12 protein-coding genes are annotated in these 12,075 nt (G+C 50.6%); 3 read left to right on the forward strand and 9 right to left on the reverse strand.

All coding sequences use genetic code 11. From position 1 onward, the window contains the following. The first annotated feature begins 77 nt into the window (after positions 1–77). Together I6L53_RS11100 and I6L53_RS11105 are read left to right on the forward strand one after the other, a co-directional pair. Positions 78–356: a type II toxin-antitoxin system TacA family antitoxin gene (locus tag I6L53_RS11100; protein WP_042319074.1), complete on the forward strand. Its 279-nt coding sequence runs from the start codon at positions 78–80 to the stop codon at positions 354–356. Further along, the gene (locus tag I6L53_RS11105) at positions 347–829 is read left to right on the forward strand and encodes a GNAT family N-acetyltransferase (RefSeq protein ID WP_042319075.1); all 483 of its coding nucleotides are present in this window, start codon (positions 347–349) and stop codon (positions 827–829) included. Before I6L53_RS11100 ends, I6L53_RS11105 begins: the two co-directional genes overlap by 10 nt. A 25-nt stretch (positions 830–854) precedes the next feature. Here the strand turns inward: I6L53_RS11105 and I6L53_RS11110 are convergent, their stop codons facing one another. Next, positions 855–1,220 (reverse strand): hypothetical protein, encoded by a 366-nt coding sequence (locus I6L53_RS11110; protein WP_042319077.1) that lies wholly within the window; start codon positions 1,218–1,220, stop codon positions 855–857. Between the two features lie 91 nt (positions 1,221–1,311). On the opposite strand from I6L53_RS11110, the gene tam reads away from it, so the two are divergent. Then, positions 1,312–2,070: a trans-aconitate 2-methyltransferase gene (gene tam, locus I6L53_RS11115; protein ID WP_042320028.1), complete on the forward strand. Its 759-nt coding sequence runs from the start codon at positions 1,312–1,314 to the stop codon at positions 2,068–2,070. Positions 2,071–2,072: 2 nt separating this feature from the next. On the opposite strand, the gene I6L53_RS11120 is transcribed toward tam, so the two are convergent. From I6L53_RS11120 to glsB, 8 genes are all read right to left on the reverse strand, one after another. Next, positions 2,073–2,549 carry a CaiF/GrlA family transcriptional regulator gene (locus I6L53_RS11120; protein ID WP_042320030.1) on the reverse strand — a complete coding sequence of 159 codons (477 nt, stop codon included), beginning with the start codon at positions 2,547–2,549 and terminating at the stop codon, positions 2,073–2,075. A gap of 263 nt (positions 2,550–2,812) precedes the next feature. Then, positions 2,813–5,602: an autotransporter outer membrane beta-barrel domain-containing protein gene (locus I6L53_RS11125; RefSeq protein ID WP_052425379.1), complete on the reverse strand. Its 2,790-nt coding sequence runs from the start codon at positions 5,600–5,602 to the stop codon at positions 2,813–2,815. A gap of 222 nt (positions 5,603–5,824) precedes the next feature. Further along, positions 5,825–6,739: a bestrophin family protein gene (locus I6L53_RS11130; protein WP_042319079.1), complete on the reverse strand. Its 915-nt coding sequence runs from the start codon at positions 6,737–6,739 to the stop codon at positions 5,825–5,827. A 206-nt stretch (positions 6,740–6,945) separates the two neighbouring features. Continuing rightward, positions 6,946–8,397: a tagaturonate reductase gene (locus I6L53_RS11135; protein ID WP_042319081.1), complete on the reverse strand. Its 1,452-nt coding sequence runs from the start codon at positions 8,395–8,397 to the stop codon at positions 6,946–6,948. Positions 8,398–8,503: 106 nt separating this feature from the next. Further along, positions 8,504–9,031 carry a GNAT family N-acetyltransferase gene (locus I6L53_RS11140; RefSeq protein ID WP_042319083.1) on the reverse strand — a complete coding sequence of 176 codons (528 nt, stop codon included), beginning with the start codon at positions 9,029–9,031 and terminating at the stop codon, positions 8,504–8,506. Positions 9,032–9,106: 75 nt separating this feature from the next. After that, on the reverse strand, positions 9,107–10,543 hold the full coding sequence (locus tag I6L53_RS11145) for a GGDEF domain-containing protein (protein ID WP_042319084.1): 1,437 nt from the start codon (positions 10,541–10,543) through the stop codon (positions 9,107–9,109). Between the two features lie 193 nt (positions 10,544–10,736). Then, on the reverse strand, positions 10,737–11,096 hold the full coding sequence (locus I6L53_RS11150) for a DUF4186 domain-containing protein (RefSeq protein ID WP_042319086.1): 360 nt from the start codon (positions 11,094–11,096) through the stop codon (positions 10,737–10,739). Next, entirely contained in the window at positions 11,096–12,022 is a 927-nt protein-coding gene (gene glsB / locus I6L53_RS11155) for a glutaminase B (RefSeq protein WP_042319088.1), read from the reverse strand. Before glsB ends, I6L53_RS11150 begins: the two co-directional genes overlap by 1 nt. Between the last annotated feature and the right edge of the window lie 53 nt (positions 12,023–12,075).

The raw sequence follows: 12,075 nt of genomic DNA on the forward strand, positions 1-12,075 counted from the left end.
CTCACCTCTCTTTCATGTATAGCGTTTAGATATACATCTGCTATAATTGTGTATACAAAAGCTACACAGAGGTATTTATGAAACCAGAAGCCAGAGAAGCGCCTATCAACATCCGGGCGAAAACATCCCAACGTGACCTGATAGATATGGCTGCAAGCCTTGTATCAAAATCACGTACCGACTTCGTACTTGAAGCTGCCTGTCGTGAAGCCCAGGATATTCTGCTTGATCAGCGTTTGTTCATCCTGGACGATAAACAGTATGACGCTTTTCTTGCGGAACTGGATGCCCCTATCACTCCTGAACGACAGGCACGGATCAACGATCTCATGAGTCGTAAATCGCCATGGGAATAAGAGCGCCTGAACCCTTAACCCCCGGACACATTGTTGCTGAATTTTGCTGCTCTGATCCGGGTCTCAATGAGTGGCTTAGAAAGAAAGCATTAAAAAACCACAGCACCGGCATTTCCCGTGTGTATGTTATTTGTGCCGAAGAGACGAACAGGGTTATTGGATACTATTGTCTTTCAACCGGCAGCGTTCAACGAAATACGGTCCCAGGCTCCTATCGCCGTAATGCCCCCGAATCACTTCCCGTAGTGGTACTCGGCAGACTTGCCGTTGACCAGTCCTGTGCAGGAAAAGGACTTGGCGTTGCTCTGCTCAGAGATGCGATTTTCCGCACGGAAAATATTGCGCTACAGGTCGGCGTGAGAGCATTAATCGTGCATGCGCTTAATGATGACGTGAAAAGTTTCTATATGAAATTTGCGTTTGCCCCCTCATCGATCAATCCACTTACCCTGCTCTACCCTATTAAAGTTTGATGAATTTTCGGAACTACTGTACCACTCACCAGGCTTCAGGTTCCCTTAGCATATGGACGATGTTGCACGGATTCATGATCCAACCGCCGTTGAAACCGTCGGGTAACTGTTCGACTGCATCACAACGTACCACGCCGCATTGTTCGACGTATTTTTCTGCGGCACTGAAATGAGGTGTGAATAACTCCAGCCAGAGTTCAGCCTGACTGAGTCCCGGCGCTTCATCAATCCAGAGCCTGTTTGGCCCGAGTTCGAATCCGATCGCTGGCGGTTTATCAGCAATTTCAGGCAACCCGATAATATTCCGGTAAAAATCAATCGTCTGTTGATATTGATGCGATGGGACCTTCATCGCGATGTCGATGCCACCTTTGATATCTGGTTTATTCATAAGGTTTTTCCTTACGGATCGCGAGCAAGACTAAACTAGTATAGTGCATTCCTTGTGCCCGCTTAGCTAACCCATAACAGGAGAATTGATGATGTCCGACTGGAATCCGGCGCTATATATGCAGTACGGTACAGAACGCTCAAGACCCGCCGCTGAGCTGCTGGCCAGAATTCAACTTGAGCATGTCTCTTCTGTGGTTGATTTGGGATGCGGACCTGGTAACAGTACGGCGCTGTTGCAACAACGCTGGCCTGGTGCGAGTATCACCGGCGTTGATACCTCCCCGGCGATGCTGGATGAGGCGCGAAAGGCCTTACCAAATTGTCATTTCGTTGAAGCGGATATTCGTCAGTTTCAGCCTGTCACTCCGCCCGATGTCATTTACGCCAATGCCTCTTTGCAGTGGATCCCCGATCATTATGATCTGTTTCCCCGGCTGGTCGCCCTGCTAAACGTTGACGGCATTCTGGCGGTGCAAATGCCGGATAACTGGCTGGAGCCTTCGCATGTGCTGATGCGTGAGGTGGCCTATGAACAGGATTATCCAAATCGTGGCCGCGACCCCCTACCCGGCGTTCACGCCTATTATGACATTCTGAGCGAGGCGGGATGCGACGTGGACATCTGGCGCACAACCTATTATCACAAGATGCGTTCCCATCAGGCGATTATTGACTGGGTCAGCGCGACAGGATTACGCCCCTGGCTGCAGGATTTGAATGAACACGAGCGGCAACAATTTCTGAATCGCTATCATCAACTGTTACAGGAGCAATACCCGCTTCAGGAAGATGACCAGATACTGCTGGCATTTCCCCGCCTGTTCCTGGTTGCGCGCCGCCAGTCCTGATCTCACTTTCTCAGTGGACAGGCCGCTTTCCAGGCGGCCCGTTTCGCTTCATTGTTCCCTTTTGGTCGTGTTAATAGCCACTGTGAGAGTTGACGATCGTCCGTTACAGTACTTTTCTTTATCTGACGAGTGACAGGTTGTGCTTTAGCAGGCGTTGACGTTCCCGTCATCCCCGGTGAAAGTATTTTGACTAATAGCTGACAATGGCCGCCCCGCACCGCCACCTTGCGAACGCTGAATTCAATGTCGCGTTTATCATGCCGGTGACAGAGATAATGCAGAATCCCGCTGGCCCGGCGCAGGTCAATATGAAATGCCTGGCTTACGTCATTACGTGAAAATTCTTTTTTGCGCTGAAATCCCCACCAGGCCACGGCCCTGAACAGTGGCATTTCCCCTAAGTGCTGGATTTCTTCGGGCATGTGAAAACGATGCTCCATGCGTTTTTTTGCGCTGGAGGACGATGGTTTAACAAACATCGCATTCCCTTGATAAATATTGGCCTGAATATCAGGTGGATTAAAAACGTTCAGTACATTTATCACGTAAATACAGTGGATTTATTTGATCTCAATACGCCTGAGATAAATCACTTTAATTACCTTGTAACGGAGGTTTCCTGCGTTATTCGTCAGGTAATAGAGTGATGCAGTCTATTAATTCACACTTTTCGTTAATAGTGCTGGAAAGTGTTGATGATAAAGACACCCCGCACATCCTGCAGGATGCGCGGGGTTAAGCGCTAAAAGAGCACTTTTAAACCAAGCACTGCCTGGGTATCGCTAAATCCATCACTTCCGATCTGCTGACCGATATTTCCCCACAGATGCATACGCCAATTTATTTTCGCCTCGACGCCCGTTCTGAGCTCTGCAATATTTTTCGCGCCATCGACCGATCCGCTGATCTCATTCATTAAGACCGTATCATTGCGCGTATTATGCAGCCAGTTCATCTCAACAAAAGGCTGAAAGAGTCGATTTTTGCCTTCATCGCGTATAGAGTAGCCCTGCATGAAGGCTTTTACCCCAAGACGACTGTGTAAATTACCCTTCCCTTTATCCCGCACCCATGTGCCGTTATCTTCAAGGTGATCGTCGGCAGAGACGCCCATCCAGATTAACTGTGCTTGCGGTTGCAGCCAGTAACTCATTTGCGGTTGTTCAACCAGTTTAACGGTATGCCCCATCTCAAGCGACGCAGTCATTCCTTTTGAGCGATAATGTTCTTCCGCCAGAGACTCCCCGCGCACCGTGTTATCAAACCAGTTGTAGAGCACCCATGCGTCGATCCAGGTACCCTCTTTCGCGGCGTTATCAGCATACCATGTTGCATACAAACCAGCGCTGTAACCCGAAATCGTGCCATCAGCACGGTAGTGGGATAATGCCGACCGGGTGTTGCTCTGGCTGTTGGCATAGCCGGTCATGACACCAAGATGCCAGCGATCCTCCAGGCCGGAACTCCACTGAGCCAGATCACCTCCAATCTGCACCACATAGCGATGATTCTGGCTGCTTAGCTGTCCGGTACGATCATGAAAACGGGTATGCCCACCGACATTACGTAACCACATGCTGGTGACGCGCGCTTCCCCGGTGATTGGATCGATATACTGTGTTTCACCCAACCGATCGTGTAGACGGGTAGCAAACAGGGTGTTTGCTGCCCTTTTGTTTGCCAGGTATGCCCCCATTTCCGGACGCATCACCACGGCAGATGACCGCTCGATGCCTGGGGTCGGCGCAGGTAATGGAGCCTGTTCATCCTCTTTCGGTTCGATAATGTGGTCAGGGTCATCCACAGGATCGGTATCGTCAACGGGTGCCCAGGTATTGACCAGATACCAGTGGTTGGAATCCACGATCCCGTCATCATTTTCACTTTCCACTCCACGTAGAAGCGCATAATCATACGCCCCGGCAACCAGACGGTTTTGGGCAGCAAATTCACCAGCAGAATCCCCGGCCACCTGGACCACTCGCGCACCGTTCAGATCGCCGAGCGTGACACTGCCTAATTCCTTCAACACGACCCGGGTTGTTCCCGCGGTGTTTCCTGAAACACTAAGCTGGTTAACCACCGGTTTTTGCTGCACTTGATCTTGCGCGGTGTTCAGGATAAGTAAGCCATTGTCACTGGTATAATCGCCCCTCACCATCAGGACATTGCTGGACATCGCCAGAATATCTCGATTGGGCAAAGGCCCGCCAAAGCTCAGTGTACCATCAAGCTGAAGTGACTGAATGGTCTGACTGTAACCGTTCAGTTCGAGCGTAGCGCCCTGTGCAACAGTGAAATCAGAGCTCGGGCTAAAGCCTGTGCCACTCCCAGCTCTGAGCGTTCCGCGACTGATGTGAGTATTTCCGTTATAACGATTATCGCCACTCAGTAGCGTAGTGCCCGGACCGCAATGGTTTACATTCCCATAGCCTTTTATTGCTGTACGCAAAGTATAATCATCACTGGTGTGGTTGAAGTTCAGCGTTGCGGTACTGTTATTCTGATTTGTGTCGCTCAGAATGATGAGTGGCGTCTCGACATCTCCCGCTTGTTGCGCGGCTTCACCGGGCTTGCCGCCTATATTGATCGTGGCGGTACTTCCGGTTCCAATGCCGAGTCTGATTTTCTCTGCGACCTTAATTTTGCCGCCGTTACTGATATTGAGTTCGCCTCTTGCATCATTTGGGCTGACGTCAAATCCACCCAAAATGAGTGAGGTACCGACTTCTAAAAGAGAATTTTCGCCATCGATATTCACGACGCCATTCCCTTTGCGATTTGCGTTTAACGTCTTTCCGACATAGCCAATATTCATGTGCCTATAAACTGAAAGTTGACCACCATTTAAAATATCCACTCGCCCTTCAGCTTGATCGCCCACAACGGCCCAACTGGAGCTGACCGCAGAATTCGCACCTTCAATCGTGGTCATTCCCTTTGCCTCGGCATAAAACTCGCCAATGCGCAGTTCGCCAATGCTGGAGATCTGACTTCCCTCTTTAACGATTAATCTTCCATCGCCGTTATTTTTTCCCACAAACAAATTCTTGCCGCTAAGATCCCATTGCGCCCCCTTGGTTAACGTCACCATACCGATGGCAGCATCACCAATTGTACCCACTGATGATTTAATAGTGCGCCCTGTTATTGTCAGTTCGCCTGTTGTCCCCTTTCCGACAGTCAGGGAGCCAAACTCACGCCAGCCCTGCTCGTCATTCTCTTCAGCAGATAAAATCACTTGGGTATTATTGTTGATAAGGACACTACTGTCAGGAGCAGTGGGCGTCCAGGTAGCCATCACGTAATTTGCCGCTTTAAGTTTTTTCTCAGTACAATATGTTGCCAATTCACTTTCGCAACGTACCGCTTCCGCCAGCAGGCTTGTCGGTGCAATAAGTCCGCTGGTAGCAAGTAACAGCCCGGGAATAACCGGCAATGGTGACAGAGACTTTATTGATGCCGGTAACGGCGGCGAATTTTTCATATCGACGCATGAAGTGTTGTTCATTCCTGATTGAATGACGTTCATAGATAATCCTCCTGATCATCGTTTAACATCCTGATATGCACTCATGGCATGCGGATGTTTTAAGAACGCCTTAAATCGCGGATCAAGGGTTATTTACGATCTTACAAAAATTATGCAGGCATTATCAGAAATTCAATTATCAGCAATAAGGTAATCCTGAAAATCATCGTTAGCGCATTGACACGCACTACCTGTCGTTCATTTACTGAAGAGTCCTTTCTTTTACGTCAACTGGTAGTGCTTATCCGGCATCAGTTTCGGCGGAATGGCTGATTCATCATTCATTTGCAGGAGGTCAATTTCGATTGCGTTGCAGATGGCATCAAGAGGTAAATCATTATTTTCCGTGCCAAACGGATCCTCCAGCTCTTCTGCCAGGGCATCCAGAGAGATAAAGGTGTAGGAGATGAGTACCGAAATAAAGGGGGTCATATAGTGCAGATCGACCACCAGAGCAAAAGGAAGCATGATGCAAAACAGATAAACCGTGCGATGAAGGATCAGCGTGTAAGCAAACGGCACCGGCGTATTGGCAATTCTTTCGCATCCGGCAAGAACGGCGGACATGTCGTTTAATCGATTGTTCAGGCTATGAAACAAGATATCCGAGAGTTGCCCATCGCGTCGACGCGTCGCCAGCCATTCTCCCATTATCAGCAAAATACGGTTTGCCGGAGAGTGAGAAGCAAACACGCGCTGCAGATCTTCCGGACTAAGATACTTCGCTAACGGCTCCGCCTGCGGTTTGCGCCGCAGCGTCATACGCAGACAGTGAGCGAAGGCGATTTGTAGCCGAACAAACTGCCCTAACTCGCGGTCATCCGGTAAAACCGTTTTGACTTCCCGCAGTAACGAGCGGGAAGCGATCATCAGTTGCCCCCAGAGTTGACGCGCCTCAACATAACGGGAGTAACAGGCGTTATTGCGAAACCCCAAAAAGATTGCGATCGCCACACCGAGAATGCTGAACGGCGCGAGGGTAAATTTGATACCCAGCATCGTATACCACGGCAGCAGGACGATCACGGCAATAGACAGCAGAAAATTGAGCAGTAAACGGGAAGAGATTTTTGCTAACACGGAGCCGTGCCAGACAAATATCAGGCGTAGCCAGTGCTGCTGGGGACGAACGATCATGACGTTTTTCGGAAAGGAGATGAATCCGGTCATTAAACGTGATATGGATCAAATTTTCAAGTCAGTTGAAAGTGACTTCGTCCTCAGATGGTCTCTGCCAGACTTCCTACAGCGCCGGGCTGAAAGATGTACTAATGAGCGAACTAAATTGTATGTTGTAACTATATAGCCGGTATAAGAAACCCGGCCTTAGCCGGGTCACTGTGTTAGCACAACGGTTTCACCGCTTCACGCATACCCTTGGTCAAAATGGCATCGAGATCGGCCGTCACCTGCTCAACCAGCCCCGCCACTTTCGTCAGGTCCTGTTCCCAGTGCGCTTCTACCGCCAGAACGTCACTCACCAGTTGCTGAGTCGTGATCTGACGATCGCTATGCTGGCTCCAGAGCTGTTGAAAACGGGTCATCCAGTGCGCATCGTCCTGAACCGGATAAGATTCCCCGTTACGTTCACCGCGATAGAAAGCGATCAGTGCAGCTAACGCGAAGGTCAGACGAGCCGGCAGTTTGCCGTTCGCCTTCTGCCCTGCCAGTAACTGCGGAAGAATACGGGTACGGAATTTGGTCATCCCGTTCAGCGCAATCGACAGTAGCTGGTGCTTGATGAACGGGTTGCGAAAGCGTCCGGTTACTGCACTGGCAAATGATTCCAGTTCATCACGCGGCAGATCGAGAACCGGGATGATCTCTTCATAAATCGCTTTATCGACAAAGGCACAAATCTCTGTGTCATTCATCGCCTCGCCAACCGTATCGAGTCCGGCCTGGAATGCCACCGGCACCAGCGCGGTGTGCGCGCCGTTAAGGATGGCGACTTTGCGCTCTTTATAGGGCTTAATATCGTCCACAATCAAAACGTTAAGCGGATATTTATCAAGACGCAGTTCTGTGGCCAGTGATTTCGGCCCCTGAATGACAAACAGGTAGAAGTGTTCGGCGGTATCAAGGAAAGCATCGTGATAGCCCAGGTCGGCTTCCAGTTGCGCCGCTTCGTCGCGCGGGTAACCCGTGACGATACGGTCCACCAGCGTGGAGCAGAAGACGTTTGCCCGATCCAGCCAGGTGATAAATGCCGCAGGCAGTGCCCACTCTTGAGCATAGCGCAGCACCAGTTCACGCAGCGCATCACCATTATAATCAATCAGTTCGCAAGGGATGATGATCCAGCCTTTATCCTGCGCACCGTTGAAATGACTGTAGCGTTCAAACAGCAGACGCGTCAGTTTCGCCGGATAACTGACCGCCGGGGCATCATCAAATTTATCGCCGGCATGATAACTGATGCCCGCTTCAGTCGTGTTAGAGAACACAAAACGCATCTCAGGATTGTGCGCCAGTTTCAGGAACGCATCGTAATCGCCGTAAACGCTAATTTCACGATTCACCGAACGAATCAAACGCGCATCGCTGACGGCTTCGCCCTGTTCATTCAGACCACGAATGATTGTCGTGTAGAGGCCATCCTGCGTACTGAGTGAAGGTGGGAATGTACTTTCAATAGGTCGAACGATGACCACACCAGAATTCAGATCGGTATGTTCATTCAGGAGATCTACTTGCCAGTCAACAAAGGCGCGAAGGAAGTTACCTTCACCAAACTGAATAATGCGTTCAGGATAGTGAGCACCGGGAAAATCGCGACGGTTAAGTGTTTTCACAATGGGTTCCCTTTCGATTAGTCATACAACCTGATTAAATTGGTAGAACAGGTTAGCAAAACTTTTCGAGAGTAAAACCCTGTTTTGATCAATTCATGACGACTATTTATAGAGATTTATAGAAAAGCGTGGTCCCTGTCAGCTTTCCATCGGGCATCAGCGCATAGTCCGGGATCTCACCGGCTTTGATCCAACCACAAGAGTGGTAGAACAACTCAGCATCGCTTCCCGTTGCGGTATCCAGCACCAGCTGCGTTTTTTGCTGCTGCCTTGCGCTCGCTTCCAGCGCCATCATGAGCTGACGGGCTAATCCCTGACGTCGGGCGCTGGAATGAACGAGTAGTTTCGCGACGTCCGCACGATGAGGTTGATTTTCCGGTTGCTGGACAATGAGTTGAACCGTACCGACAATTACGCCAGAAGCGTTGTCGATCGCAAGGACGACACGCTCTCCTCTGCCTGCACTTTGCGCGACGCCATGCCAGAACTCACGCGCTTTTGACGGTTCAAAGGGTAAAACAAAACTAACCGATGCGCCGCGTATCACGCAGTCGCTCAGGACGTCACAAAGCTCATCGATCCTTGCCTCGATGGCTTCTGCATCCAGTACATAACAGGGTTTTGATGGGGGCATGTTGTCTCCTTAAATTGAGACAACACCATGCACTTAACATTGTGATAACACAACGGGCAATGACATAGGATATTGTTATGCCAGATCGCTTTCGGTGAAGACTGCACTGCCAGTATGGCGGGCGCTGGTACGATTACGACCTTCTTTCTTCGACCGGTAGAGGCACTCATCCGCTTCAACCATCAATTTGTTGAATACGTCCGTCAGCGAATGGGCGCCAATACTGCCATTTCCAAGGCCAATGCTGACCGTCGAATAGATGTTCTGCTGGTTCCAGATGAAGGGCTGCTGTGCGACCGCTTTACGGATATTTTCCGCCAGTAGCATTCCCTCTTCGGGATGCGTCGAGGGGACCACGACGACAAACTCCTCCCCTCCCATGCGCGCCACCAGTCCCCGATCGCCGACAATCCGTTGAATGCGCTGCGCAAACACGCTGAGTACCAGATCGCCGCATTCATGGCCGAAGTTATCATTAATGCTCTTGAAAAAGTCGATATCCAGAAGCATGACGGTAATATGCTGCGAGCGCGGATATTCCTGACGCTTCAGCGCTTCATAAAGTCCGGAACGGGAATAGACCTGGGTGAGAAAATCGAAATCAGCGCGCAGGGAAACCTGCTTCATCAAGGAATTAATTGCCGCTACGCTGACCGAAACCATAATGGGGCAAATCGCCATCGTGGCGATGCCCAGTCGTGCGGAAAACATCTGCGGCGCAGACAACGGCGACGCCACCGCAATATTGATAATCGAATTTGCCACCAGCACGATTTCAACGGCACCGGTAATAAAGGTCAGCAAACAGGTGACCTGAGGGGTATAACGCACCGCACACCAGATCAGCGCCGGCAGCGGGAAGGCCAGGCTTCCTGCACCACCAATGATAACTGATGCCAGTACTGAGATAATTAACGCCGCCACCGGCATCAGCTGTTCAGGCCTGAAGCGTTTTACCGCGCCCGGAATACCCAGCGTCAACATGCAGGGCACGATCAGCACCCCTGTCGAAAATTGCTCGCTAAACCAGTCTGCAACCAGCGGCCAGAATGAAAGTCGATCGATACCCACTGACCCCACAGCGCCCAATATTGCGCAGAGCAGTGCCGCAATCAGACAGTAATTAAATAAGCGTAACGCACTGATGGGCTCATATTTATTTTTCCCCAGTCGCTTATCGCGGATCACCAGTTGGGCGACAATCACGATAAAAACCATGTTGGAGAGATTAATGACAACCGACACCCATCCCCACTCGGTGGTGATCGCATCATAACCCAGCATTGCAACGTAGCTGACAGCATAATAATGCAGTTTATTAAGCCAGACATAGCGGGCAAAAACCCCGGCGATCACGCCGTTTAACGGCCAGAACAGAGAAAGCTCATGCACCAGACGCAGTTCCGCACCAATAAAGTAGAACAGTGTCGTTAAAGCGAAAATAGCGCTGGCATTACGCAGTGGATGACCTTCCTGAAACAACCTGAAAGTCGGAATGTGAAGTGCGTGCATTAAATATCTATCCATATAATTGCCGTTGGCAATTATCTCTGGGGAATGATTATAATATTTAAGAGAATAGCATGAATTATTCTCAAAGATAGTCATCCCCCGCTGCGTTAGCCTATTATTTTGGTAAACTCCGCAGCCATTAACCACGATTACTTTATGGTTATTTCAAGTGGCGTTTGTAACCATTTAATTATTACGGTTTATTCATTTGGATGACTAACCAGTGATGGATAACGGCAACCACATACTGCTGTTGCTCCTCGCTCAGCGGCTGTCCCTGCGCAATATTATGCCACTTAGCAAGGCAACCACGACAGCAGGTCGCCGTGGCATGCTGGGCGATAAACACCGGGTGGCCGCGCATCGGTGTTTGCTTGCCATCATTGACAGGTATCGCCGGGGCAAGCCGCTTCGCCACAAAATCGGCTGCATGCCGGTCGATAACCTCCGCACCTTTATCCCAACAATACTGTCTCTCTTTTGTTCCCAGACGAAAACGGGAACGAAACGGTGAGCGCGACAGGCGAGCAAAAAGTGGATCAAACGTAGTCATTAGTAAACTGAGCGTCCTAACCGTTGGGTAAGTTGTTCCAGAACCGCAATACCCGCCAGCGAATTACCGGTCGGATCCAGTTCCGGGCTCCAGACGGCTATCGCCATCTCATGCGGCACTATCGCCACAATTCCCCCGCCAACGCCCGATTTCGCGGGTAAACCGACACGCCACGCAAATTCCCCCGCGTTCTGATACATCCCGCTGGTCGCCATCAGCGCATTGATCTGCCGCGCCTGCATCGGTGTCACTACGGGCTCATTGAGATGAAACGCGTTTCCCTGGTTAGCCAGAAAGACAAATGTCTTCGCCAGCTCCACACAGCTCATTTTCAGCGCACAGTAATGAAAATAGTTTTGCAGGACCGTCGTGACGTCATGGTGAAAATTGCCGAAGGATTTCATCAGCCAGGCGATGGCGGCATTGCGGGCGGAATGTTCGAACTCCGAACGGGCCACCACCGCATCATAAGCAATATCGGTTACGCCGCTCAGCGCGCGCACAACTTCCAGCATGCGCTGACGCGGTGCGCTGAGTCGTCCCTGCAACATATCGCAAACGACCAGCGCGCCGGCATTAATAAACGGATTGCGCGGGATGCCATGCTCCATTTCTAGCTGCACCAGCGAATTAAACGGCGAGCCGGACGGATCTTTTCCCACCCGTTGCCAGATCTCATCTTCTGAATAGTGACGCATCGCCACCACCAGACTGAGCACCTTCGAAATCGACTGAATGGAAAAGCGTTCTGTCGCATCCCCGGCATGCCAGAGCTGCCCCTCCACGGTGCAAATCGCAATACCCAGTCGGGAACCCTCAACCGAAGCAAGCGCAGGAATATAATCCGCCACCTTGCCCTGACCAATCAGCGGGCGAACCTCTGTCAGAATGGTCTCTAAAATTGAATTGTCCAGGGTGATTGCCACATCACGCTCCTTGCCTGCCGGTCTGAAAAGGGCTGCGAGTATAGCAGAGCGGA

Source organism: Citrobacter farmeri (genome assembly GCF_019048065.1).
Lineage (GTDB): Bacteria > Pseudomonadota > Gammaproteobacteria > Enterobacterales > Enterobacteriaceae > Citrobacter_A > Citrobacter_A farmeri.

Excerpts from the sequence above, each read along its gene's own strand:
- I6L53_RS11130 (WP_042319079.1), bottom strand. The coding sequence starts at position 6,739 with ATGATCGTTCGTCCCCAGCAGCACTGGCTACGCCTGATATTTGTCTGG.
- I6L53_RS11150 (WP_042319086.1), bottom strand. The coding sequence starts at position 11,096 with ATGACTACGTTTGATCCACTTTTTGCTCGCCTGTCGCGCTCACCGTTT.
- I6L53_RS11110 (WP_042319077.1), bottom strand. The coding sequence starts at position 1,220 with ATGAATAAACCAGATATCAAAGGTGGCATCGACATCGCGATGAAGGTC.
- I6L53_RS11100 (WP_042319074.1), top strand. The coding sequence starts at position 78 with ATGAAACCAGAAGCCAGAGAAGCGCCTATCAACATCCGGGCGAAAACA.
- I6L53_RS11105 (WP_042319075.1), top strand. The coding sequence starts at position 347 with ATGGGAATAAGAGCGCCTGAACCCTTAACCCCCGGACACATTGTTGCT.
- I6L53_RS11145 (WP_042319084.1), bottom strand. The coding sequence starts at position 10,543 with ATGCACGCACTTCACATTCCGACTTTCAGGTTGTTTCAGGAAGGTCAT.
- I6L53_RS11140 (WP_042319083.1), bottom strand. The coding sequence starts at position 9,031 with ATGCCCCCATCAAAACCCTGTTATGTACTGGATGCAGAAGCCATCGAG.
- tam (WP_042320028.1), top strand. The coding sequence starts at position 1,312 with ATGTCCGACTGGAATCCGGCGCTATATATGCAGTACGGTACAGAACGC.
- I6L53_RS11125 (WP_052425379.1), bottom strand. The coding sequence starts at position 5,602 with ATGAACGTCATTCAATCAGGAATGAACAACACTTCATGCGTCGATATG.
- I6L53_RS11120 (WP_042320030.1), bottom strand. The coding sequence starts at position 2,549 with ATGTTTGTTAAACCATCGTCCTCCAGCGCAAAAAAACGCATGGAGCAT.